At 64.4% G+C, this 24734-nt stretch carries 18 protein-coding genes; 11 read left to right on the plus strand and 7 right to left on the minus strand.

Features of this window, described 5'->3' with window-relative positions:
* Positions 1 to 7 precede the first annotated feature (7 nt).
* Together JAO74_RS02185 and acnA are read right to left on the minus strand one after the other, a co-directional pair.
* On the minus strand, positions 8 to 463 hold the full coding sequence (locus JAO74_RS02185; protein WP_199034574.1) for a TM2 domain-containing protein: 456 nt from the start codon (positions 461 to 463) through the stop codon (positions 8 to 10).
* Positions 464 to 576: 113 nt separating this feature from the next.
* A complete protein-coding gene (acnA, locus tag JAO74_RS02190) occupies positions 577 to 3264 on the minus strand; it encodes an aconitate hydratase AcnA (RefSeq protein ID WP_199034575.1) in 2688 nt (895 codons plus the stop codon).
* 198 nt (positions 3265 to 3462) lie between these two features.
* Here acnA and JAO74_RS02195 point away from each other — a divergent pair, with 198 nt between their 5' ends.
* Complete coding sequence (locus tag JAO74_RS02195; RefSeq protein ID WP_199034576.1) at positions 3463 to 3972, plus strand: hypothetical protein; 510 nt, start codon at positions 3463 to 3465, stop codon at positions 3970 to 3972.
* A gap of 62 nt (positions 3973 to 4034) precedes the next feature.
* The gene (locus JAO74_RS02200) at positions 4035 to 4337 is read left to right on the plus strand and encodes a phasin family protein (RefSeq protein ID WP_233150554.1); all 303 of its coding nucleotides are present in this window, start codon (positions 4035 to 4037) and stop codon (positions 4335 to 4337) included.
* A 26-nt stretch (positions 4338 to 4363) separates the two neighbouring features.
* On the opposite strand, the gene JAO74_RS02205 is transcribed toward JAO74_RS02200, so the two are convergent.
* Genes JAO74_RS02205 through JAO74_RS02215 form a run of 3 tightly spaced genes read right to left on the minus strand, consistent with a single transcriptional unit; the run spans position 4364 to position 10429 of the window.
* Positions 4364 to 5920 (minus strand): efflux transporter outer membrane subunit, encoded by a 1557-nt coding sequence (locus tag JAO74_RS02205; RefSeq protein WP_199034578.1) that lies wholly within the window; start codon positions 5918 to 5920, stop codon positions 4364 to 4366.
* A complete protein-coding gene (locus tag JAO74_RS02210; RefSeq protein WP_199034579.1) occupies positions 5917 to 9186 on the minus strand; it encodes a multidrug efflux RND transporter permease subunit in 3270 nt (1089 codons plus the stop codon). Before JAO74_RS02210 ends, JAO74_RS02205 begins: the two co-directional genes overlap by 4 nt.
* Before the next feature lie 7 nt (positions 9187 to 9193).
* Positions 9194 to 10429, minus strand: a complete 1236-nt coding sequence (locus JAO74_RS02215) for an efflux RND transporter periplasmic adaptor subunit (RefSeq protein ID WP_233150555.1) — start codon at positions 10427 to 10429, stop codon at positions 9194 to 9196.
* A gap of 138 nt (positions 10430 to 10567) precedes the next feature.
* Here JAO74_RS02215 and rpiA point away from each other — a divergent pair, with 138 nt between their 5' ends.
* The 8 genes from rpiA to JAO74_RS02255 all read left to right on the plus strand — a co-directional run bounded on the left by rpiA (position 10568) and on the right by JAO74_RS02255 (position 22308).
* Entirely contained in the window at positions 10568 to 11257 is a 690-nt protein-coding gene (rpiA, locus tag JAO74_RS02220) for a ribose-5-phosphate isomerase RpiA (RefSeq protein ID WP_416194267.1), read from the plus strand.
* 69 nt (positions 11258 to 11326) lie between these two features.
* A complete protein-coding gene (gene tkt / locus JAO74_RS02225) occupies positions 11327 to 13432 on the plus strand; it encodes a transketolase (protein ID WP_199034581.1) in 2106 nt (701 codons plus the stop codon).
* A 5-nt stretch (positions 13433 to 13437) separates the two neighbouring features.
* Positions 13438 to 14562, plus strand: coding sequence for a transaldolase (gene tal, locus JAO74_RS02230; RefSeq protein ID WP_199034582.1), 1125 nt, complete (start codon positions 13438 to 13440; stop codon positions 14560 to 14562).
* 28 nt (positions 14563 to 14590) lie between these two features.
* Positions 14591 to 15574 (plus strand): phosphogluconate dehydrogenase (NAD(+)-dependent, decarboxylating), encoded by a 984-nt coding sequence (gnd, locus tag JAO74_RS02235; RefSeq protein ID WP_199034583.1) that lies wholly within the window; start codon positions 14591 to 14593, stop codon positions 15572 to 15574.
* Positions 15571 to 16377 carry a Cof-type HAD-IIB family hydrolase gene (locus JAO74_RS02240; RefSeq protein WP_199034584.1) on the plus strand — a complete coding sequence of 269 codons (807 nt, stop codon included), beginning with the start codon at positions 15571 to 15573 and terminating at the stop codon, positions 16375 to 16377. Before gnd ends, JAO74_RS02240 begins: the two co-directional genes overlap by 4 nt.
* Positions 16374 to 17114 (plus strand): HAD-IIB family hydrolase, encoded by a 741-nt coding sequence (locus JAO74_RS02245; protein WP_199034585.1) that lies wholly within the window; start codon positions 16374 to 16376, stop codon positions 17112 to 17114. Before JAO74_RS02240 ends, JAO74_RS02245 begins: the two co-directional genes overlap by 4 nt.
* Before the next feature lie 81 nt (positions 17115 to 17195).
* A complete protein-coding gene (locus tag JAO74_RS02250; protein WP_199034589.1) occupies positions 17196 to 20084 on the plus strand; it encodes a PAS domain-containing protein in 2889 nt (962 codons plus the stop codon).
* 76 nt (positions 20085 to 20160) lie between these two features.
* A complete protein-coding gene (locus JAO74_RS02255) occupies positions 20161 to 22308 on the plus strand; it encodes a histidine kinase dimerization/phosphoacceptor domain -containing protein (RefSeq protein ID WP_199034599.1) in 2148 nt (715 codons plus the stop codon).
* 4 nt (positions 22309 to 22312) lie between these two features.
* Here the strand turns inward: JAO74_RS02255 and JAO74_RS02260 are convergent, their stop codons facing one another.
* Together JAO74_RS02260 and JAO74_RS02265 are read right to left on the minus strand one after the other, a co-directional pair.
* Positions 22313 to 22816 (minus strand): biliverdin-producing heme oxygenase, encoded by a 504-nt coding sequence (locus tag JAO74_RS02260; protein ID WP_199034601.1) that lies wholly within the window; start codon positions 22814 to 22816, stop codon positions 22313 to 22315.
* Positions 22813 to 24093 (minus strand): dicarboxylate/amino acid:cation symporter, encoded by a 1281-nt coding sequence (locus JAO74_RS02265; protein ID WP_199035154.1) that lies wholly within the window; start codon positions 24091 to 24093, stop codon positions 22813 to 22815. The genes JAO74_RS02260 and JAO74_RS02265 overlap by 4 nt, the downstream gene beginning before the upstream one ends.
* Positions 24094 to 24266: 173 nt before the next feature.
* Between JAO74_RS02265 and JAO74_RS02270 the strand changes: the two genes are divergently transcribed.
* Positions 24267 to 24728: an MAPEG family protein gene (locus JAO74_RS02270; RefSeq protein WP_199034603.1), complete on the plus strand. Its 462-nt coding sequence runs from the start codon at positions 24267 to 24269 to the stop codon at positions 24726 to 24728.
* Positions 24729 to 24734 lie beyond the last annotated feature (6 nt).

A 24734-nucleotide genomic window follows, 5' to 3' on the forward strand; every position in this document is an offset into this window, starting at 1 on the left:
ACCGGCATCAGACGTTCTTACGCGGGTATCGGTTGGCGAATTCGACGTCGGACATCATTAGGTAGCGGATCGTGTCGATCAGCGCCAATGGTCCGGTCACAAGCAATCCAATTACCGTACAACTGAGCACGATCATCGCAATCGCCGATCCGGTTTGCCCAAGATAAAAGCGGTGGATGCCCAGCGTCCCCAGCAGAAACGCCAGCGCCGCCGCGACATATTTGTTGCGATCGTTAAAAGGCACCGCATCCACGGGTGCAGATGTAGTCAGTGGGGCAGCGACGGGCATCGGACAGATGCTCAGCGCGCGATTCTCGCTGGTTTCGAAGTCCACATAGGCGCCGATTGTCGGCTCACCTCGATGCGCCCAGTCGGCTGGGCTGAAAATGTATCGACGACCATCGTCACCGGTAACCAGTCCGTCACCGGTCCGCGTATCCACACCGAGTATCTGTCCGCGCATCCATCACCCCCGCATCGTCTTCTATGTCGATCATCCGGACCCGCGCGCATAGAAGATTTGCAGTCGATCCGGGAAGAGGGGGTATGGCGACCGACCATACCCCCATTTTTGCATCAGGCCGCCAGATTCCGCAGTACGTACTGCAGGATGCCGCCGTTCAGGAAGTATTCCAGCTCGTTGACGGTATCGATCCGGCAGCGCGTCATGAACGTCTCGGACTTGCCGTCCGCACGGACCAGCGTGACCTCGACATCCTGACGCGGACGGATCGCCGCGACGTTGTGGATCGTGAACGTCTCCGATCCGTCGAGACCCAGCGTCTCCCGCGTCACGCCCTCGGCAAACTGCAGCGGCAGCACGCCCATGCCGACCAGGTTCGACCGGTGGATACGCTCGAAGCTCTCGGTGATGACCGCCCGCACGCCGAGCAGGTTGGTGCCCTTCGCTGCCCAGTCACGGCTTGAGCCGGTGCCATATTCCTTGCCCGCGACGATGACGAGCGGCGTGCCGTCCGCCTTGTGGCGCATGGCGGCGTCATAGATCGCCATGACCTCGCCCTCGTACTTGGTCATGCCGCCTTCGATACCCGGCACCATCTCGTTGCGGATGCGGATATTGGCGAAGGTGCCGCGCACCATCACCTGATCGTTGCCGCGGCGCGCGCCATAGCTGTTGAAGTCGGCGCGGCTGACCTGCCGCTCCGACAGCCAGCGACCCGCGGGGCTGTCTGCCTTGATCGAACCGGCCGGGCTGATGTGGTCGGTGGTGATGGAATCGCCCAGGATCGCCAGCGGCTTCGCCTCGATGATGTCCATGACCGGTGCCGGCGTCATCTCCATGCCCTCGAAATAGGGCGGGTTCGCGACATAGGTCGACGCAGCCGGCCAGGCATAGGTCGCCGATCCGGTGACTTCGATGCCCGACCACTTCTCATCGCCCTGATAGACGTTGCCGTACCGGGTGCGGAACATCTCGTCGTTGATGTTCGCATTCATCACCGTCGCGACCTCGTCGTTGGTCGGCCACACATCCTTCAGATACACGTCCTGCCCGTCGCTGCCCTGACCCAGCGGCGTTTCGATCATGTCGGTCGTGACGCTGCCCTTGATCGCATAGGCGACCACCAGCGGCGGCGAGGCGAGGAAGTTAGCACGCACATCGGCCGATACGCGGCCCTCGAAGTTGCGGTTGCCCGACAGCACCGACGCAGCGACGAGGTCGTTCTCATTGATCGCGGCCGAGATCGGACCCGACAGCGGCCCCGAATTGCCGATGCAGGTCGTGCAGCCATAGCCGACCAGGTTGAAGCCCATCGCGTTCAGGTCGGCGGTCAGCCCCGCCTTGTCGAGGTAATCGGTCACGACCTGCGACCCTGGCGCCAGCGACGTCTTCACCCATGGCTTCGACTTCAGGCCGAGGGCGTTCGCCTTGCGGGCGACCAGACCGGCGGCGACCAGCACCGACGGGTTCGACGTGTTGGTGCAGCTGGTGATCGCGGCTATCACCACGTCGCCATCGCCGATGTCGTGGGTGGCACCCTCGACCGCGACGCGCTTGGCCTGCTCCTTGTGATAGACCTTGAACAGGTCGCCGTTGAACACCTCGTCGACCTTGTTCAGCGACACCTTGTCCTGCGGCCGCTTCGGGCCGGCCAGCGACGGCACGACGGTGCCCATGTCGAGTTCCAGCGTATCGGTAAAGATCGGGTCCGCCGCGTTCTCGTCACGCCAGAAGCCGTTGGCTTTGGCGTAAGCCTCGACCAGCGCGACGTTCTCGTCGGATCGCGCGGTCAGGCGCATATAGTCCATCGTCCGCTCGTCGATCGGGAAGAACCCGCAGGTCGCGCCATATTCCGGCGCCATGTTGGCGATCGTCGCGCGATCGGCGAGCGTCATCTTCGACAGGCCGGGACCATAGAACTCGACGAAGCGGCCGACGACGCCCTTCTTGCGCAGCATCTGCGTGACGGTGAGGACCAGATCGGTGGCGGTGATGCCCTCGGCCAGTTCGCCGGTCAGCTTGAAGCCGACGACTTCGGGGATCAGCATCGACACCGGCTGGCCGAGCATCGCGGCCTCCGCCTCGATCCCGCCGACGCCCCAGCCGAGCACGCCCAGGCCGTTGATCATCGTCGTGTGGCTGTCGGTGCCGACCAGCGTATCCGGATAGGCGATCGCCGACGTGCCCATCGCGTGCTGGCCGATCTCCTGCGATGCCCAGATCGCCTGACCGATATATTCCAGGTTCACCTGATGGCAGATGCCCGTGCCCGGCGGCACGACCTGGAAATTGTCGAGCGCCTTCGATCCCCATTTCAGGAACTCGTAACGCTCCATGTTGCGCTGATATTCCAGATCGACGTTATCCTGGAACGCCTTCGGCGTGCCGAACTCGTCGACCATGACCGAATGGTCGATGACCAGATGGACGGGCACCTGCGGATTGATCTTGGCCGCATCGCCGCCCAGCTTGGTGATGGCATCGCGCATCGCCGCCAGATCGACGACGCAGGGGACGCCGGTGAAATCCTGCATCAGCACGCGCGCGGGGCGATACTGGATCTCGCGGTTCGACCGGGCATCCTGCTGCCAGTCGACGATCGCCTGAATATCCTCGCGCGTCACGGTGACGCCGTCCTCGAAGCGAAGCAAATTCTCCAGCAGCACCTTCATCGAGAAGGGCAGGCGCGAGATGTCGCCGAGCTGCTCGGCCGCCTTGGCCAGGCTGTAATAGTCGTATGTCTTGCTGCCGACCGATAGGGTGGAGCGGGTGTTCAGCGTGTCCTGGCCGATGGCGGTCATGGGCGTCCTTTGCCTGTTGTCCCACGGCACCCGTCGGGCGGCAGGGCCGCGCGGGCGCGAGGGCGTCGGATGAGCGAATGCGTGCGTGCGCGATAGCAGCGGTGCGCGCGGGGGGAAAGGGCAGGTTGTATCGAACCTCGGCATCATCGTCGCAGACGGACGATTGACGGCGGCGGCCGGTGACGTACTCCTTCGACGATGGCCCGTGCGCTCAAGGTTTTCCGGATGCCGATCGGCTTTCACGACGCCTATGTCGCCGCGCCCAGCCGCAAGGCGGCGTTGGCGGCATGGGGCGCCGACCGCGACCTGTTTGCCCGCGGCATCGCCGAGGAGGTGACGGACGCCGAATTGATGGCCGAGCCGCTGGCCTCGCCCGGCACGGTCATCCGTCGCTCTCGCGGGTCCGCCGCCGAACAGATGGCGGCGTTGCCTGCGGACAAAAAGCCGAAGGTTCGGGCCAAAACCACATCCAGGAACCTACCAAAACCGGATCGCGCGGAGCTGGAGCAGGCCGAACAGGCGATCGAGGACGCGGCCGCGTATGCCCGCAAGACGACGCAAGCCTTCGATCGCCGCGCGGCGACGCTGGCGCGCGAGCGGCGTGAGGCGGAGCGGCGGCAGGCGGACGACCTCGCCCGGCTGGAGGAAATGCGCGACAAGGCCGCCGCTGCTTACGAGCGGGCAATGGCGATATGGCGCGATCGTTAGGGAAGGATCATGATCGGCGTAAGATCGTTTCCGACTCATCAATCACAAGCAGGAGAGCCCAGATGGCGACGGAATTTCAGGATCAGGCGAAGGCCGGTGCGGAAAAGATGAACGAAGCCGGACAGAAGATCGCCGAGCAGGGATCGACGATCGGCGCAAAGATCATCGATCAGGTCGAGACGAACACGCGTGAAGCCTTCGCTGCGATGCGTGCCGCCACGCGGGCCAAAGATATCACCGAGGTGATGCGCATCCAGAGCGACTATCTGCGCGATCAGGGCAACCGGGCGATGACGCAGGCGCGCGAGGTGGGCGAACTCATCATGCAATTCGGCAAGGACGCCGTGACCCCGTTCAAGCAATAACCCCGAGATCGCGGCATCGAGATCGATCAGGGTGTCGATGCCGCGGCCGACGTAGCTGAGGGCGAAACGGGCCGAGGGCCATCAGCCATCGCCTCCAGCGATGAGTCGCCACCCAGTACACGGTACAAGGTGACCCGGTTGGACGCGGCCGTCAGTTGCGTCGCCACCAGCGTCCGCTGGGCCGAATATAGCGAACGCTGCGCATCGAGCGTGTTCAGGAATTGCGTCACGCCCCCTCGATAGGACGCGTCCGTCAATTGCAGCGTATCGGCGGTCGAGGCGACGAGCCGGCGATTGGCGACCAACTGATCGGCGATGGTCCCTTGGCGGGCCAGCGCATCGGCCGTCTCCTGAAAAGCGGTCTGTATCGCCTTTTCGTACGTAGCCAGCGCCGCATCGCGTTGTGCCTGCGTGTACCGCACATTGGCCCGCGCCGCGCCGGCCTGAAAGATCGGATAGCTGACGCTGGGGGCGGCCGAATAATTGAACGCGTCGTTCGTGAACAACGACGACAGCGCGGTTGAGGCGAACCCGATCAGGCCGGTGAGCGAGATACGGGGGAACAGCGCGGCACGGGCGGCGCCGATCTCCGCATTGGTGGCCCGCAGTTCATACTCCGCCTGCACCACGTCGGGGCGGCGCAGCAATATGCCCGAGTCGAGCCCGGCGGGCAGGGCGGCAACCGTGGCGGAGGCGGCATCGATCGTGGCCGGCAGCAACGCCGGATCGATCGGCGCACCGACCAATAGCTGCATCGCGTTCGCATCCTGCGCGACCAGCGTCCGCTGCTGCGCCAGATCGGATTCCGCGGTCGCGAGGATCTGTTCGGCCTGCGCCACGTCGGTTCGCGCCGAAATGCCACCGCGCAGACGGGCGCGGGTCAGCACCACCGATCGTTGCGCCGACGAGGCGGTGTCCTGCGCAATGCGGAGCAGGCTCTGGTCGGCGGCATAGGTCAGCCATGCATCGGCGATATCGCCTACCAGCGTCAGCCGGGTCGCACGGGCGGCTGCCTCGGTGCTGAAATACCGGTCGAGCGCCGCGCGGCTCAGATTGCGGATACGGCCAAACAGGTCGAGTTCGAATGAGGTGACGCCCAGACCGACCGACCACGCGCTGTTCGACGACGATGTGGTAACGACGGTGCCGCCCGTGCCGGTGCCCGTTCCCGTGTTGCCGGTTCCCGTTCCGGTCCCTGTACCAGTTCCCGTTCCGCCACCGGCCACGCTGGACGCGCCCCGACCGCCGCCGGAATAGGTATAGCGCCCCGTCGCATCGACCTGCGGAAACAGATCGGCGCGCTGGATGCGATACTGGGCGCGCGCCGCCTGAATATTGGCGGCGGCCACGCGCAGGTCGCGGTTGTTCACCAGCGCCTGTTCGATCAGCGATTGGAGTCGGCGATCGGTGAAGACCGCCGGGTAGGTGATGGCAGGCAGCGTCGCTTCCGACTGGCGGAGATAGGCGTCGCCGATCGGCCACGATGTCGGCACCGGTAATTCCGGCCGAACATATTTCGGGGCGAGCGAACAGCCGGCCATCACCGTCGCCGCCAGCAGCAGGGGAAACGTCTTACGCATCATGCCGTCTCCGGCCGATGAGGGCCTTGCGGTTCGGGCGGGCCATATGCCTCACTATCGTTGTGACCATCGCTCTGAAAGCCGGTGGGCTTGCCACGCAACTTGGCCATGCCATCGCGCACGCCGCGACGGACGAGGACGAAGAACAGCGGGATGTAGAAGATCGCGAGGAACGTCGCGGACAACATGCCGCCGATCACGGCCGTGCCGATCGCGATACGGCTGTTCGCGCCGGCCCCCGTCGAAATCGCCAATGGCAGCACGCCGAAGATGAAGGCGAACGACGTCATCAGGATCGGTCGCAGACGGATCTTCGCCGCTTCCAGCGCCGCATCCAGCACGCGTTTGCCCTGCCGTTCGGCCTGTTCGGCGAACTCGATCATCAAAATGGCGTTCTTGGCCGCCAGTCCCATCGTCGTCAGCAGACCGATCTGGAGATAGACGTCGTTCGTCAGGTTGCGCAGCGTCACGAACGCGATGGCGCCGATCAGCCCCAGCGGAATGATGAGCAGCACGGCGAACGGGATCGACCAGCTTTCATACAGCGCGGCAAGACACAGGAACACGACGAGGATCGACAGCCCGTACAGGATCGGCGCCTGCCCCGACGATACGTCTTCCTGATAGGACAATCCTGCCAGCTCGACCGACGTGCCGGGGATATCGCCGGCCAGCCGCCGCATCGTCTCCAGCGCCTGACCCGAGCTGGTGCCGGGGGCCGACGAACCCTGGAATTCGAAGGACGGAATGCCATTGAACCGCGACAACGACACAGGTGCCTGCTGCCAACTGGTCGTCGCGAACGACGAGAACGGCGCCATCTGGCCACTGGACCCACGGACGAACCATTGGCTGAGATCGGACGGGGTCGACCGATAGGGCGCGTCACCCTGAACGTAAACGCGCTTCACGCGACCGCGATCGAGGAAGTCGTTGACGTACTGGCCACCCCAGGCGGTCGACAGCGTCGAATTGACGGTCGATTGCGTCAGGCCGAGCGAGGCCAGCTTCTGTGGATCGACATCGACCTTCACGGTCGGCACGTCGGGCAATTCGGTCAGTCGCACGCCGGCCAGCGTCGGTTCGGCGGCGGCTGCCGCGAGCAGCTTGTCGCGAGCGGCGGCGAACTTCTCCTGGCTCATCCCCGACGTGTTCTGGAACTCGATCGTGAAGCCGTTCGACTGGCCCAGACCACGAACGGCGGGCGGCACCAGCGCATAGACCTGTGCATCGCGCAGATTGGCGAACGCGCCGGAGGCACGGCCGGTGATCGCATCGGCCGAATTATCGGCGCCTTCCCGCAGCGACCAATCCTTCAGCGCCGCAAAGCCGATGCCGGTGTTCTGGCCGCCCGGCGCGCCACCGCCGCCGACGCCGCTGACCGTGAACATGGTCGCGACATTGGCGCCTTCGTTGCCGACGAAATATTTCTCGACTTCCTTCTGGACCTCGAACGTCCTGTTCTGTGTCGCGCCCGGCGGCAACTGGAACTGGACGATGGCGATGCCCTGATCCTCGGTGGGCAGGAAGCCGGTGGGCAGGCGCATGAACAACAGCGCCAGCACGACGACGGTGACGCCATAGATACCCAGCCACAACCACTTCGCCGCGACGATCTTTTTGACCGTATCGACATATCGGTCCGACGTGCGATCGAACCAATTGTTGAAATTGTCGCGGGCGCGGGCGAAGAAATGCGCAACCTTGGGGAAGCGGCGGCCCAGCCAGCCATCCTCCACCGGATCGCCGTTTTCGTCCTGCTTCTTCTGTTTCAGCAGGGTGGTGGTAAGAGCCGGCGAGAGCACCAGCGCCACGACTACCGACAGGATCATCGCCGACACGATCGTCAGCGAGAACTGGCGATAGATCACGCCGGTCGACCCACCGAAGAACGCCATCGGCAGGAACACCGCCGACAGCACCAGCGCGATCGCGACCAGCGCCACGGTGATCTCGTCCATCGACCGGATCGTCGCCTCACGCGGCGTCAGGTTCGGGTCTTCCTCCATCAACCGCTCGACATTCTCGACCACCACGATGGCGTCGTCGACGAGCAAGCCGATCGCCAGCACAAGGCCGAACAACGTCAACGTGTTGATCGAGAAGCCCGCGAGATAGAAGACCGCGAACGTCCCCAGCAGCACGACCGGCACCGCGATCGTCGGGATCAGGGTCGCACGCCAGCTCTGGAGGAACACGAACATGACGATGACGACAAGGATCACCGCCTCGATCAGGGTCTTCACCACCTCCTCGATCGACAGTTTGATGAATTCGGTCGAGTCGTTGACGAAGGTGTATTCGTAGCCCGGCGGGAAGCTCTTCGACGCTTGCTCGACCTGCGCCTTGACCAGTTCCGCCGTCTTCAGCGCGTCGGCGCCGGGGGCGAGCAGCACTGCGATACCGGCACCCGGGTGCTGGTTGATCCGACTGCGAGCGGAGTAATTTTCGGCACCGAGTTCGACCCAGCCGATATCGGAGACGCGAACGGCGGCGCCGTTGTTCAGCGTCTTCAGGATGATGTTGCGGAATTGCTCGGGCGTCTGGAGCCGCGACTGCGCCGTCACGACGGCGTTCAGATATTGCTTGTCGGGCGATGGCTGGCCGCCGATCTCACCGGCGGCAACCTCGGTATTCTGGTTCTGGATGGCGGTGATGACGTCCGACGGCATCAACTGGAAACTGTTGAGCTTGTTCGGATCGAGCCAGATGCGCATCGCATATTGCGATCCGAACACGTTGGTATCGCCGACGCCGGGCGTGCGGCCCAGCGGGTCCTGCAACGTCGATGTCAGATAGTCGGACACGTCGCGATTGGTCGTGCGATCGGTCGTGTCATACACGGCGGCGATCAACAGGAAGTCCGGATTGGACTTGCGGACGATCAGGCCCTGTTGCTGTACCTGACTGGGCAGTCGACTGAGCGATTGCTGGACCTGGTTCTGGACCTGAACCTGTGCGATGTCGGGATCGGTGCCCTTGTCGAAGGTGCAGGTGATCGTCACCTGACCATGCGAGGAAGACGTCGACTGGAAATACAACAGGCCGTCGATGCCGGTCAGCGTCTGTTCGACGACCTGCGTCACGGAGTTCTGCAGCGTCTGGGCATTGGCGCCCGGATAGGTTGCCCGGATGGTCACCTGCGGCGGCGCGACATCGGGATATTGCGCGATCGGCAGGCCCATGATGCCGCCGACGCCGGCGAGCATGATGATGATCGCGATCACCCACGCGAAAATCGGGCGATCGATGAAGATGCGGCTTATCATGAGGGCGTCAGCCGGCCTTCTGCTTTGATTGGCCGGTCTGGCCGTCGCCGTCCTTGCCCTGTTGCGGCGCCTGCACGCGCTGCGGCGTGTTCGCCGGCACCGGTTTCACGGATTGGCCGGGGCGCAGCTTGCTCAGGCCCTGCACGATGATCCGGTCGCCGGGGTTCAGGCCCTGCGTGACGACCCAGTATTCGCCCTGCGTGCGTTCCGCCGTCACTTTCTTCTGGACGGCCTTGTTGTCCGGGCCGACCAGAATGACGGTCGCGTTGCCCTGTGGATCGCGACTGACGCCCTGTTGGGGAACGAGGAACGCGCGCTGGTTGATCGCCTGCGCGAACCGGGCGCGGACGAACATACCGGGGAGCAGGATGCCCTGCGCATTCGGGAAACGGGCGCGGAGCGTCGTTGTGCCGGTGGTCGGATCGACCAGTGCCTCGGAAAACTCGATCGTCCCGGTCTGTCCATAATCGCTGCCGTCGGGCAGGGTCAGACGGACTCGCGCGGCGGTCGATACGATCCCTTGCGAGGCGAGACTGCGACGGAGCGACAGCAGGGCATCGGCGGATTGCTGAATATCGACGAACATCGGGTCCAGCCGCTGAATCTGTGCCAGCGGATCGGTCTGCGTCGCCGACACCAGCGCGCCCACCGTGAATAGCGACCGACCGATCCGCCCGGAAATCGGCGCCGGCACGGTCGTAAAGCGCAGATTGATCCGCGCCGTTTCCAGCGCTGCCCGCGTCTGCGCGACCGACGCGCTTGCCTGCCGCGCCTGCGCGACGGCGTTGGTGTAATCCTGCTTGGAGATCGCCTCGATTTCCGCCAGCGGGCGATATCGTTCGGCGAGGATGCGGGTTGCCTCGCGATTGGCCTGCGCGCTGGCCAGGTTGGCGCTCGCCTCGTTGGCGGCGGCGCGATACAGGCGCGGGTCGATCTCGTAGAGCGGCTGTCCCTGACGGACCAACGCGCCCTCGGTGAAGAAGCGGCGGCGGATCAGGCCCGTCACCTGCGGCCGGACATCCGAGCTTTCGAAGGCGGTGGTGCGGCCTGCCAGTTCGGTAACCAGGGCGGCCTCGGTCGGCTGGACGACGACGAACCCGACTTGCGGCGTTCCCTGTCCCGGCTGGCTGCCACCCTTGCCCTGACCCTTTTGCGCGGATTCGCCTCCACCGCAGGCAGCAAGCGCCAGGGCGAGGCCGATCGCGATGCACGCGGCACCGTGCCGCACTTCCAGTGATTGCAAGATAATCGTACCTGTCTGGCTGCCGGATTTCCGCCCGGAACGGGCGTCAAATGTTCGAGCGGGCAATTGGTTGCCGTCACAGGGTCATTTTTGACTGGTCACGGGACACGGATCAAGGGCGCGCGGGTTGTGGCATTCATGAATGACGACATGCGATCGCCCGACGACGATAAGCGACTGGCGGCGGAAGCGGCCGTTGCGGAGGTCGGGGAAGGGATGCTGATCGGTCTCGGCACCGGGTCCACGGCTGCCCACGCGATCCAAGCGATCGGTCGCGCCGGCATGGCCATCGATGCGGTCGCGACGTCGGAGGCCAGCGCGCGACTGGCCCGGCAGGTCGGGATCAAGGTCGTGGATTTCGCCCGTGTCGATCGGGTCGACCTGACGATCGATGGCGTCGACGAGATCGACGACGGTTTTCGTGCCATCAAGGGAGCCGGTGGGGCGATGCTCCGCGAAAAGATCGTGGCGGCGGCCAGCGACCGGATGGTGGTGATCGCCGATGGTTCCAAGAAGGTCGCGGCGATCGGCGGTGCTAGACTGCCCGTCGAGGTCGTCCCGTTCGCCACGGCCTATGTATCGGCGGCCCTGCGATCGATGTTCTGCGCTGTCCATCTTCGTGATGGCGGCAAGACGCTGACCGATAACGGCAATATCGTGCTGGACTGCATGGGCGCGCATACGGACGACTGGGATCGGCTGGCTGGCTGGCTTTCCACGGTGCCCGGCGTCGTCGGCCATGGACTGTTCCTGTCGGAGATCGACGCGGCCTATATTTCCGCACTCGGAATCGTTACGCGGCTGGAACGGCGACTGGCAAGCCGTTAGGGGCGTCCCCATCTCGCAACCGACCGAAGGTACGCGCGTTCGGTCAACGACCATAACGAGGCCCTCTCCATGTCCGATACCCTGACTGCCACACCCGTGGATGCCCATCTTCATGAGGACGGCAGTCCAGAACGACTGGCGATCGACACGATTCGCACGCTGTCGATGGATGCCGTGCAAAAGGCGAATTCCGGCCATCCCGGCACGCCGATGGCGCTGGCGCCGGTCGGCTATACGCTGTGGGCGAAATTCCTGCGGTACGATCCGGCCCATGCCGACTGGCCGAACCGCGATCGCTTCGTGCTGTCGGTGGGCCATGCCAGCATGTTGCTGTACAGCCTGATCCATCTCGCCGGCATCGAGGAGATCGACGCCGAGGGGAACAAGACGGGCAACGAGGCGGTCAGCCTTCACGATATCGAGCAGTTCCGGCAGTTGTCGTCGAAGACGCCCGGTCACCCCGAATACCGCCATACGACGGGCGTTGAGACGACGACCGGTCCGCTGGGGCAGGGTTGCGGTAACTCGGTCGGCATGGCGATCGCCGAGCGCTGGCTGGCGGCGCGGTACAACAAGGACGGCTTTCCGATCTTCGATCACGACGTCTATTCGCTGTGCGGCGATGGCGACATGATGGAGGGCGTCACATCCGAGGCGGCGAGCATTGCCGGCCATCTGAAGCTGTCGAACCTTTGCTGGATCTACGACAGCAATCATATCTCGATCGAGGGCGGCACCGATCTGGCGTTCGACGAGGATGTCGGCCTGCGCTTCAAGGCATATGGCTGGAACGTCATTCATGTCGACGACGCCAACGACACCAATGCGTTGGCCAAGGCGATCGAGCAGTTCAAGGCGACGACCGATCGCCCGACCTTCATCGTCGTCCATTCAGTGATCGGCTGGGGCAGCCCCAAGGCCGGCAGCGAAAAGGCGCATGGCGAACCGCTGGGCGAAGAGAATGTCCGCCTGACGAAGAAGGCCTATGGCTGGCCCGAGGACAAGAGCTTCTACGTCCCCGATGGTGTCGCCGAGGCGCTTCGTCAGGCGCTGGAAGTCCGGTCGAAGCCGCTGCGCGACGAATGGGTCGCGATGACCGATCGTTATCGTCAGGCACATCCCGATCTGGGTGCCGAGCTCGACCTGTTGCTGAAGGACAGCCTGCCCGAGGGATGGGATGCCGACATCCCCTTCTTCCCGGCCGATGCCAAGGGGCTGGCAAGCCGCGATTCCGGCGGCAAGGTGCTGAACGCGATTGCGGGGAAGGTGCCGTGGCTGATCGGCGGTTCCGCCGATCTTGCGCCCTCCACGAAGACCGATATCAAGGGGCAGCCGTCGTTCGAGGCGAATAATTATGGCGGCCGCAATTTCCACTTCGGCGTGCGTGAGCATGGCATGGGCGCGGTCGTGAACGGCATGGCGCTGTCGCATCTGCGTTCCTACGGCTCCACCTTCCTGGTGTTCGCGGACTATATGCGCGCGCCGATCCGGCTGTCGGCGATCATGGAACTGGGCGACATCTGGGTGTTCACCCATGACTCGATCGGTGTCGGCGAAGACGGTCCGACCCACCAGCCCATCGAGCACATGGCGACGCTGCGCGCGATCCCAGGTCTCGATACGATCCGGCCGGGCGATGCCAACGAGGTCGCATGGGCATGGCGGGCTGCGCTGGAAAAGGCCGATCGCCCGACCGCGCTGATCTTCTCGCGTCAGGCGCTGCCGACCCTCGATCGCGAAAAATACGCGTCGGCCGAAGGCGTGATGAAGGGTGGTTACGTACTGGCAGATTGTGAGGGCGACCCCGAGGTCATCCTGATCGGCACAGGCAGTGAATTGTCGCTGGTGGTGGATGCTTATGAAAAGCTGACCGCCGACGGCGTCCGCGCCCGCGTCGTCTCGCTGCCGAGCTGGTTCCGGTTCGAATTGCAGGAAAAGGGGTACAAGGATTCGGTCTTGCCGCCTGCAACCAAGGCGCGGCTGGCGGTCGAGATGGCCGGATCGCTCGGCTGGGATCGGTATGTCGGCAGCCATGGCGACACGGTCACCATGTCGACCTTCGGCGCGTCCGCGCCGCTGGCGAAGCTGGCGGACAAGTTCGGCTTCACCGTCGATCAGATTGCAGACAAGGCGCGGGCGTTGATTGCCGAGGCCGCCTCCACCGACAAGGAATGACTGTCATGAGCAAGCTCTCCGATCTTTCCGCCGCCGGTACGGCGGTGTGGCTCGACTTCGTGGATCGCAAGTTCCTCGAAGCCGGCGGTCTGAAGACGCTGGTGGAGGAGGATGGCCTGACCGGCGTGACTTCCAACCCGTCGATTTTCGAAAAGGCGATGGGTCATGACGAGGCCTATGACGGCACGCTGGCCGCCTATGACAAGGAGCATCCCGAGGCCGCGACGATCGATCGCTACGAGCATCTGGCGATCGAGGATATCAAGGCGGCGGCGGAAACGCTGAAGCCCGTCTATGACAGGCTGGACGCGAAGGACGGCTATGTCAGCCTGGAGGTGTCGCCGTATATCGCCGACGACACCGATGCCACCATCGCCGAGGCCCGTAAATTGTGGGACGCGGTCGATCGGCCAAATCTGATGATCAAGATCCCCGGCACCCCCGCCGGCGGCCCGGCCATCGCGGCGACGATCGCGGCGGGGATCAACGTCAACGTGACGCTGTTGTTCGCGCTCGACGCATACAAGAAGGTTGCCGAAGCCTATACGATGGGGCTGGAAGAGCGCGTTCGGCAGGGACAGCCGATCGACCGGATCGCATCGGTGGCCAGCTTCTTCGTCAGCCGGATCGATACGATGATCGACAACCAGATCGATCAGCGCGTCGAGGATGGCGATGCGGAGGCCGAAGCGTTGAAGGCGGTGCGCGGCAAGGTAGCGATCGCCAATGCCAAGTTGGCCTATGCCTGGTACGAGGAGTTCGTCGCATCGGATCGTTGGCAGGCATTGGCCGCCAAGGGTGCGCAACCGCAGCGGCTGCTCTGGGCATCGACGGGCGTGAAGGACCCTGCCTATCCCGATACGCTGTATATCGACACGCTGATCGGTCCCGACACGGTCAACACGATGCCGCCGAAGACGATGGATGCGTTCCGCGATCACGGCACCGTCGCGACCACGCTGACGGACAAGGTAGACGAGGCCCGGCATGTCTTGGCCGAAGCGGAACGTCTGGGTTTGAACCTGAACGGCGTGACCGACACGCTGGTTTCGGAGGGCGTGGCTTCGTTCGCGAAGGCGTTCGACGACCTGCTTGGTTCGATCGCGAAGAAGCAGCCGGCAACCGCCTGATCCGCTCCCCCGATACCAGGAAAACAGCATGAAGATCGGAATGATCGGCCTCGGCCGAATGGGCGGCAACATGGCCCGACGCCTGATGGCCGGTGGTCACCAGATCGTGGCCTTCGACCGCAATGCCGATGCGGTGAAGGCGCTGGCCGATGACGGCGCCGAACCCGCCACGTCATTGGACGATCTGCGCAGCAAGCTGGACAGTCCGGCGATCTGGTGGGTGATGCTGCCCGCCGGCGAGATCACCGAAACCACGATCGAGACGATCGCCGCCGATGCGCAGGCCGGCGATATCGTCATCGATGGCGGCAACAGCTTCTACAAGGACGATATCCGCCGCGCGAAGGCGCTGGCGGAGAAGGGTCTTCACTATGTCGACGTCGGCACCTCTGGCGGCGTGTGGGGGCGCGAGCGCGGATACTGCATGATGATCGGCGGCGATAAGGAAACGGTCGATCTGCTCGATCCGATCTTCGACACGCTCGCGCCGGGTACGGGTGATATCGTCAAAACCCCCGGCCGGGTTGCGGACAAGGTCGATCCGCGAGCCGAGCGTGGATACATCCATGCCGGCCCGGCCGGCTCGGGCCACTTCGTGAAGATGATCCACAACGGCATCGAATATGGCCTGATGCAGGCCTATGCCGAGGGCTTCGACATCCTGAAGTCGAAGAACACCGACAAGATCGCCGAGGACCAGCGCTTCGACCTGAACCTGACCGACATCGCCGAGGTCTGGCGGCGTGGTAGCGTGATCTCGTCATGGCTGCTCGACCTGACGGCGATCGCGCTGGCCAAGGACGAGATGCTGGAACAGTTCTCCGGCAGCGTCGCCGATTCGGGCGAGGGTCAGTGGACGATCGACGCGGCGATGGAGCAAAAGGTGCCGGCCAACGTGCTCACCGCCTCGCTGTTCGCCCGTTACCGCAGCCGTATCGACCATACCTATGGTGACAAGGTGCTGTCGGCGATGCGCTATGGCTTTGGCGGGCATGTGGAAATCCCGCAGTGACGCCACGCCTGGTGGTGTCCGATGTCGACGGTACGCTGGTCGACAAGGACAAGCAGCTGACATCCGGCACGATCGCCGCCGTCGCCCGGTTGCGGGCGGCGGATATCGGCTTCACGATTATCTCCGCACGGCCGCGATCGGGCGTGATGCCGATCGCAGACGCGCTGGAACTGGACGAGCCGATCGGTGCGTTCAATGGCGGCATCGTTTTTCGACGATCGGGGGAGGTGCTGGAGCATCACCGGATCGATCCGCAACTGGCGCGTGATATCTGGGCGATGGTCGGCGATGCCGCGGTGGATCGCTGGGTCTTCGCCGACGATCGCTGGTATGCCTCCACCGACCAGGGTGTGCATGTCCAACATGAGCGCGTCGCCTCGGACCAGCAGCCGATCGTGACCGACGATTTCGACGCGCTGTTGGACCGGGCCGACAAGATCACCTTCGTCAGCGACGATCCGGCCCTGCTCGGCGGCCTCCATGATCGCACCAGGCAATGGGGTGATCGCGCGACCATCGTGCAGAGCCAGACCTATTATCTGGACGTCACGGCGGTCGAGGCGAACAAGGGTGTCGGTATCGAGGAACTGGCGGCGTCGTTCGGCGTCTCGCTGGACGATACCGTCGCGATCGGCGATCAGGCGAACGATGTCGCGATGCTGGTGCGCGCGGGCCTGTCGATCGCCATGGGGAACGCGCCCGACGCGGTGAAGGCGAAAGCCGATCTGGTCACGCTGGCGAACGATGCCGATGGCGTCGCGCACGCCATCGATCACATGATTTTGAAAAGGGACACGGAATGAAGCAGCTCGTCGCATTCGATCTGGATGGCACGCTGGCCGAGAGCAAGCAGCCGTTGGGTGAACCCATGGGCGAGGCGCTGGCCGATCTGCTGGGCGTGGCGCATGTCGCCGTCATTTCGGGCGGCGACTGGCCGCAGTTCCAGAAGCAGGTCGCCAGCCGCCTGCCGGACCGGGCCGATCGATCGAAGCTGTGGCTGATGCCCACCACCGGCACGAAGCTCTACACGCACCGCGATGGCGACTGGTCGCCGGTCTATGCCGAACTGTTCGATGACGAGACGAAGGCCAACATCCTGACCGCCTTCGACGCCGCCCTGGAAGCGACGGGCTTCGTGCCCGAGCAGACATGGGGCGAACGGATCGAGGATCGCGGCAGCCAGATCACCTTTTCGGCATTGGGGCAGGAGGCACCGCTCCATGCCAAGGAAAGCTGGGACCCCGATTTCGCCAAGCGCAAGGTGATCCAGGCCGATCTGCGCCAGCGGTTGCCGGGCCTGTCGATCAACATGGGCGGCGCGACCTCGATCGACATCACGCGCGAAGGTGTCGACAAGGCATATGGCCTGAAGAAACTGCGCGATGCCAGCGGCATTCCGCTGGATGCGATGATGTTCATCGGCGATGCCATATTCCCCGGCGGTAACGATTACCCGGCTAAGGAACTGGGGCTCGACACCGTGCGCGTGCGTGACCCGGAAGAGACACTCAGCGTCATCGCCGCCATCGTCGCGTGCTAGCGCGGGAACTGACGACCGCCCTTTGCGTCTGCCTTCATGCGGCAGACGCCAGCCGTGGCAGCGCACAGGATCAGCGGCCCGATGCAGCACTCCCTTCCGTCCGGTGACGCCTTGTCACCGGATATCTATCGCCAGTTGTTCGATGCGGTCGATGCCGGGTTCTGCATTATCCAGATGATATTCGACGGTGAGCGGCCGTGCGATTACCGCTTTCTGGCGGTCAACCGTGCGTTCGAACAACAGACGGGGCTGTTCAGTCCCGTCGGTCGTACGGCAAGCGATCTGGTGCCGATGCTCGAACAGCACTGGTTCGACATCTATGGCGGGGTCGCGATGACCGGTCAGCCTGAACGTTTTGAAAACGGATCGGCCGCGATGGGTCGCTGGTTCGATGTCCACGCCTTGCGGGTGGGCGAAGCGGAAGCGCGTCAGGTCGCGATCCTGTTTTCCGACATTACCGAACGTCGACGCAGTGAACAGGACGCCCGCGAAAGTGACGAGCGGCTGCAATATGCGCTGTCGGCGGGCAGGGGCATCGGCACCTGGGACTGGGACGTACCCGCCGATCTGGTCCGTGCGGATATCCGTTTCGCCACGCTGTATGGGGTCGATCCGGTCGTCGCCGCACGTGGCGCGCCGTTGACCTCGTTCTTCGCCGGTATTCATCCAGGGGACAGGCCGGCGACGCAGAAAAAGATCGTGATCGCGCTGGAGACCGGTGATACTTTCACCGCGGAATATCGACTGGTGCAACCGGATGGATCGGTGCGCTGGGTTGCGGCGCAGGGGCGTTGCCGAATGGATGACGAGGGGCGGCCGCTTCGGTTTCCCGGTGTCAGTTTCGATATCAGCGACCAGAAGAACGCCGCGATCCGTCAGGCGGCGTTACTCGAACTGAGCGACCGGATCGCGGATTTGAGCGACGTCGGCGATATCGCTTATGTCGCGTCGGAGATTCTTGGGCGGACGCTCGACGTCAGCCGGGCCGGCTACGGCGTGATCGATCGGATCGCCGAAACCATCACGATCGAGCGCGACTGGAATGCACCGGGTGTTCGGAGCATTTCGGGCACGCTGCAATTCCGGGATCATGGATCGTATATCGACGATCTGAAAGCGGGACGAACGGTGGCGATCGCCGATGTCACGGTCGATCCCAGGACGGCCGATACCGCCGATGTCCTGATGGCGATCGATGCCGCATCGTTCGTCAACATGCCCCTGCTCGAACAGGGGCAGTTCGTGGCGCTCGTGTTCGTCAACAACCGGCATCCGCGTCCTTACGGCGATTATGACATCGCGCTGATGAGGGAATTTGCCGTCCGGGTGCGGGCCGCGACCGAACGCGTTCGGGCCGAACAGGCGCGGCGCGAGAGCGAGGAAGAGTTTCGCGTTTTTACGCAGGCCGTGCCGAACCAGATCTGGGCGGCGCGCACCGATGGTGCGTTCTACTGGTTCAACGATCAGGCTTATGTCTACACCGGCGCTGCGACGGGATCGCTGGTTGGTCTGGATGCCTGGCGCGCGGTCATTCATCCCGATGATCTGAGCGATGCAGAGAAATCATGGGCAGCCGCGCGGCTCGCCGGCACGGTGTACGAGAACGAATTCCGCATGCGTCGCGCGGACGGAACCTACCGATGGTTCGTCGCGCGCGGCGAGCCGGTGCGCGGCGACAATGGCGAATTGATCCGCTGGATCGGCTCCAACACCGATGTCGACGATTACCGCTGCGCGGCGGCCGATCTGGAGGCGTTGAACGCGACGCTGGAGGAACAGGTGTCGGTGCGCACCGCCGAATTGATGCGAGCCGAGGAGGCGTTGCGTCAAAGCCAGAAGATGGAGGCGGTCGGCCAGTTGACCGGCGGGATCGCTCACGATTTCAACAACCTGCTGACCGGCATCTCGGGCAGCTTGGAACTGCTCGGCGTCCGTATCGCGCAGGGCCGGTACGCGGATGTCGAGCGGTACTCGCTGGCCGCACAGGGGGCGGCGAAGCGTGCCGCCGCACTGACGCACCGCCTGCTCGCCTTTTCGCGGCGCCAGACGCTCGATCCCAAGCCGACCGATATCAACCGTCTGGTTGCCGGAATGGAAGACCTCGTTCGCCGGACCGTCGGACCGGCCATCGAGGTGGAGGTCGTCGGGGCAGGGGGGCTATGGTCGACCCTGGTCGATCCGCATCAGCTGGAAAACGCTCTGCTGAACCTCTGCATCAATGCACGTGATGCTATGCCGGACGGCGGCCGTCTGACGATCGAGACCGGCAACCGCTGGCTCGACGATCGGGCGGCGCGCGATCGTGATCTGACCGCGGGTCAATATGTATCGCTTTGCGTGTCGGATACCGGCACCGGCATGACCCCCGACGTGATCACCAAGGCATTCGACCCGTTCTTCACGACGAAACCGCTGGGCGTCGGCACGGGGCTCGGCCTGTCGATGATCTATGGGTTCGCGCGGCAGTCCGGCGGACATGTCCGCATCTATTCCGAACCCGGTGATGGATCGCTGATCTGTATCTACCTGCCCCGTCACTTCGGCGTGGCGGATGAGGGGGAAGTGGAACCCGATCTGGCCGATGCGCCGCGCGCGCGCGCTGGCGAGACGGTGCTGGTCGTGGACGACGAACCCACCGTCCGGATGCTGGTGATGGAGGTGCTGGAGGAACTGGGCTATGCCGCGATCGAGGCGGCCGATGGGGCCGCCGGCCTGAAGATCATGCAGTCCGATCGGCGCATCGATCTGCTCGTGACCGATGTCGGCCTGCCCGGCGGCATGAATGGCCGGCAGATGGCGGACGCGGCGCGTGTGGGCCGACCGACGCTGAAAATCCTCTTCATCACCGGTTATGCCGAGAATGCGGTGATCGGTAACGGATTGCTCGATGCCGGTATGCACATCATGACGAAGCCCTTCGCGATGGAAGCGCTCGCCGGGCGCATCAAGGAATTGATCGAGGGGGCCTGATTCGACCCGCCGTGCATTTGCGTTGCATCGGTGAAACGTCCATGTCTCGCCCTGCGAAGAGGATGAAGTACGAAGCATGGCGTCGCAAAGCATTCCCACCGATCCGGGGCTGGATCTCACCGTTTGCGATCGCGAGCCGATCCACATTCCGGGATCGATCCAGCCGCATGGGCTGTTGCTGATCGCCGATACGAACACGTTGGCCGTGATCGCCGGGGCAGGCGATCTGGAAACGCTGTTCGGCGATGCGTGGCTGGGGGCATCGCTGTCGACGCTGATCGGTCAGGACGTATCGGCGTTGCTGGCATCGGCGCCGATCGGCGGAGGGACACTGATGGGTGCGCCGATGACGGCGGGCGCGGCGTCCTTCGATGTTTCGATCCACCGGGCGGGTGATCGGTTGCTCGTCGAGCTTGAATCCGCCTCCCCGGCGCCGATGACGGCGGGCGCGACGCTCAACTGGCTCGATACGTTCGCGACCGGTTTCGAACGGGCGACCGGCGTTCAGGCCCTGTGCGAACGGGCGGCGGTGGCGTTTCGGGCGTTGACCGGTTTCGACCGGGTGATGGTGTATCGCTTTCTGGACGACGACGCTGGACGCGTCGTGGCGGAGGATCGTGATCCGGCGCTGTCGACGTTCATGCACCATCATTTCCCGGCGTCCGACATCCCCCGTCAGGCACGCGCGCTGTATATCCGCAATCGCACGCGGGCTATCCCGACGGTGGATTACGTACCACAGCCGATCCGACCCGCGACGTTCGCCGATACCGATCTGTCGGATGTCGCCGTGCGCAGCGTGTCGCCGATCCATCTCCGGTATCTGCGGAACATGGGGGTCGGCGCGTCCGCGTCGATCTCGATAGTGAAGGATGGTCTGCTCTGGGGCCTCGTCGCCTGTCATCATGCGGAGCCGCGTCTGCTGCCCGCTGACGTGCGATTGGCGGCGGCGACCCTCGCGTCCGGTCTCGCCCGACAGATTCGCGCCAAGGAAGAGGCCGAGACCTATCGCGAGCGATTGCGCCTGCGCGCGGCGGAAGATGCGGTCGTTCCCCATCTGAACGATACCGTCAGCCTCGCCCAGTCGATCGAGGGGGCGAAGGCGGAATTGCGGATGATGCTTGCCGGCGACGGGTTCGCCTTCATCCAGGGCCGCACCGTCATCAGCGACGGCACATGCCCGCCGCCGGCCGCCATCGCCGATATTGCGGCCTGGACGCGGACGCATGCGGGGATGGAGCCATTCTCCACGCACGCACTCGGCAGCGTGATGCACGCGGCGCAGGTCTATGCGGACAAGGCCAGCGGCCTGTTGGCGATGCCGCTGACGGATGGCGGTGGAACGTTGCTCTGGTTCCGCGTCGAGGAGGTTGAGGAAATCGAATGGGCGGGCAATCCGCACAAGTCGGTGCAGCTGGATGCCGGTGAAACGCTGACGCCGCGCGCCTCGTTCGAAACCTGGACGGAGGCCGTCCGCGGACGGTCGCGCCGGTGGACATTGGAGGAGGTGGAGGCCGCGCATCGTCTGCGCCGGGCGTTCCACGATGCCCATCAGGCGCGGCAGTTGCGAATGCTCAACGGCCAGTTGCAGCAGACCGTCGCAGAAAAGGATTCGCTCCTCCAGCAGAAGGACCTCCTGATGAAGGAGGTCGATCATCGCATTCAGAACAGCTTGCAGCTCGTCTCCGCCTTCCTGTCCTTGCAGGCGCGGGCGGCCGGGCCGGGTGAGGTCGCGGATCAGTTGCGCGAGGCGCAGGCGCGCATGGCGGCCGTGGCGCAGGTTCACCGGCGGCTGTACCGCGACGATCATATCGAAACGGTCGATCTGTCGCGGTATCTGGAGGAGTTGTCCGGGGACATGAAGGTGTCGCTGGGCAAGGACTGGGCGTCGCAGATGACGATCGATCTGGCGCCGGTGCTGGTGGCGACGGATCGAGCGGTCAATATCGGGCTGGTCATGACTGAACTGGTGATCAACGCGACGAAGTACGCCTATGACGGCGCGGCGGGGCCGATCGCGATCACGCTGGAACAACACCGCGCCCGTTTCCGCCTGATCGTCGCGGATGAGGGGAGGGGCAAATCGGGGCATAATGCTGGCTTCGGCAGCCGCATGATGTCCGCGATGATCGATCGACTGGATGGCGAGATGGATCTGACCGACAACCAGCCGGGCCTTCGTGCCATCCTGACCGCGCCCGTCGGCGCGGCCAAGACCGGCTGATGCGTCAGGCGGCGCGGGCGTAAAGATCGAAGGTAGCGGCCGCACCAGCCAGCGCACCGTCGATCCATGCCTCGTCCGTACCCCGGCGATCGATCGCCGACAGCAATTCCCGCCACTCGCCGGACAGATGACGGGCCGCCAGATATCGGCTGGGCAGCGTATCGGGTACGCTGCGGGCAAGCATCACGCCACCCAATCGCGACCCCTCCGTCACATACAACGCACCCCATGCCGCGCCCGGCCGATCCGGCAGGGTGAAGTCGAGCAGTGGCGGTGGCGGCAAATCCAGGTCGGCAAGATCGGCGAGCAGCAGCGATCGACGCTCCCGCCAGTTCGGCAAGTCGGTGTCGCGGCTCAGCACGGTTTCCGCCGCGGGTAACGCACGGGCATGCGCCAGCAAGAACCGGCGATAATCATCGGGATCGGTCAGGTCGTAACCGCCAAAGGCATTATCCACGCCGTCATGCGCGGGGCGGGTGGCGGTCCGCAATCTGGCAACGGCGCTCATGCGGCGGGGGCCAGGGCGGGGTCGGCCGGGTCGATGTCGGCGAGCATTCCCTGACGCTTGGCGACGATCGTAGGGATCAGCGCCTGTCCCGCCACGTTCACCGCGGTGCGACCCATGTCGAGGATCGGATCGATCGCCAGCAACAACCCTGCACCCTCCAGCGGCAATCCAAGCGTCGATAGCGTCAGCGTCAGCATGACCAGAGCGCCGGTCAGACCAGCCGTCGCGGCAGAACCGATCACCGACACGATGACGATGAGCAGGAAATCCGACGCATGGAGCGCGATGCCATAATATTGCGCCACGAACAGCGCGGCGATGGCCGGATAGATGGCGGCGCATCCATCCATCTTGGTCGTCGCAGCAAAGGGGACGGCGAAGGCGGCATAGCTTTTCGGCACGCCGATCCGCTCGACGGCGGCTTCGGTGACGGGCAGCGTGGCGATCGACGATCGCGAGACGAAACCCAGCTGGATCGCGGGCCATGCCGCCGCGAAGAAGCCGCGTACCGACAGGCCGTTCAGCTTCAGCAGCGTCGGATAGACGACCAGCAGGACCAGTCCCAGTCCGATATAGACGGCCCCGGCAAAGGCGCCCAGTGCCGACAACGACTGCCAGCCATATTGAACGACCGCGTGGCCGAGCAGACCAGCCGTGCCGATCGGCGTCAGCCGCACGACCCACCGCAATATCTGTCGAAAGATCGCCAATGCCGAGGCGTTGAAGGTCAGGAATGCCTCGCCCGCGCCACCGATGCGCACCGCAGCCACGCCCAGCGCGATCGCGACGACGATGATCTGGAGGATGTTGAACGACAGCGTCGTGCTGGCCGTGCCCTCAGTAATCCTGGTCGATGCGGCCAGACCCAGCATGTTCGACGGCACCAGCCCGCGCAGGAAGTCGAGCCACGATCCCGTCGTCGCGGGCCGCACCGCCGCCGCGACATCGACGCCGGTCTGCACGCCGGGCTGGATCAGCACGCCGAGCGCCAGACCGATGCTGACCGCAATCAACGCGGTGATCGCGAACCAGATCAGCGTGCTGCCGACCAGTCGTGCCGCATTGCCGACATCGCGCAGCGCCGCGATCGAGGCGACGATGGCTGTGAAGACCAGCGGCACGACCAGCGCCCTGAGCAACTGAACGAATGTCTCGCCGACGATCCTCAACGTCTCCGCCAGGGCGCTCGTCTCGCCGAGCGAGCGCGCCCAGAAGCCGAGGATCAGGCCGATGGCCATGCCCAGGAACACCTGGGCGCTGAACGAGATACGGGTCATGCTCACGGACGTGGCGTAGCGACCGCCATTTTCCCAGCAAAGATTATTATGGGTCGGGATAGCACCGTGTCGATCACGCCGATGCTGCCCGTACGCAGCGATTTGCCATCCCTGCCCATCAATCGCTTGTCGGGGCTATCGATTGGCCCGCAAACGCGGCATTCGTCGGGCCTATGATCCTTTTGCATATCATGTGGCCGACCTTCGCGATGGTCGCGCTGATCTTTACGACCTGGTCGACGATGCTCGTCCAGCGGCTGGGCCATCTGAAGCGGACGCCGCCATCCGCGGATGATTTCGCGACCGCCAGCGCGACCAATCGGTATTTCGACGGCGTCGATACCGCGGCGAACAACCTGCGCAATCTGTTCGAGATGCCGGTGCTGTTCTTCGCGATCGTCCCGTTGCTGATGGGCACGCGGCAGGCGGGCATCGCGCAGGTGCTGCTGGCGTGGATATTCGTCCTGCTGCGGGCGGCGCATAGCCGGGTACATATCGGCAAGGGTTCGCTTCAGGCCCGGTTCCGGCTCTATTTCGCGTCCGCCATCATCCTGTCGGCGATGTGGATCGGTTTCTTCGTCGATTTCATCCGGGCCGCCGCGGCGTATAGTCACGCCACAGGGATGACCTTCTGAACCCAG

Origin of the sequence: Sphingomonas mollis (assembly GCF_016427505.1) — a bacterium.
Taxonomy (GTDB): Bacteria; Pseudomonadota; Alphaproteobacteria; order Sphingomonadales; family Sphingomonadaceae; genus Sphingomonas; species Sphingomonas mollis.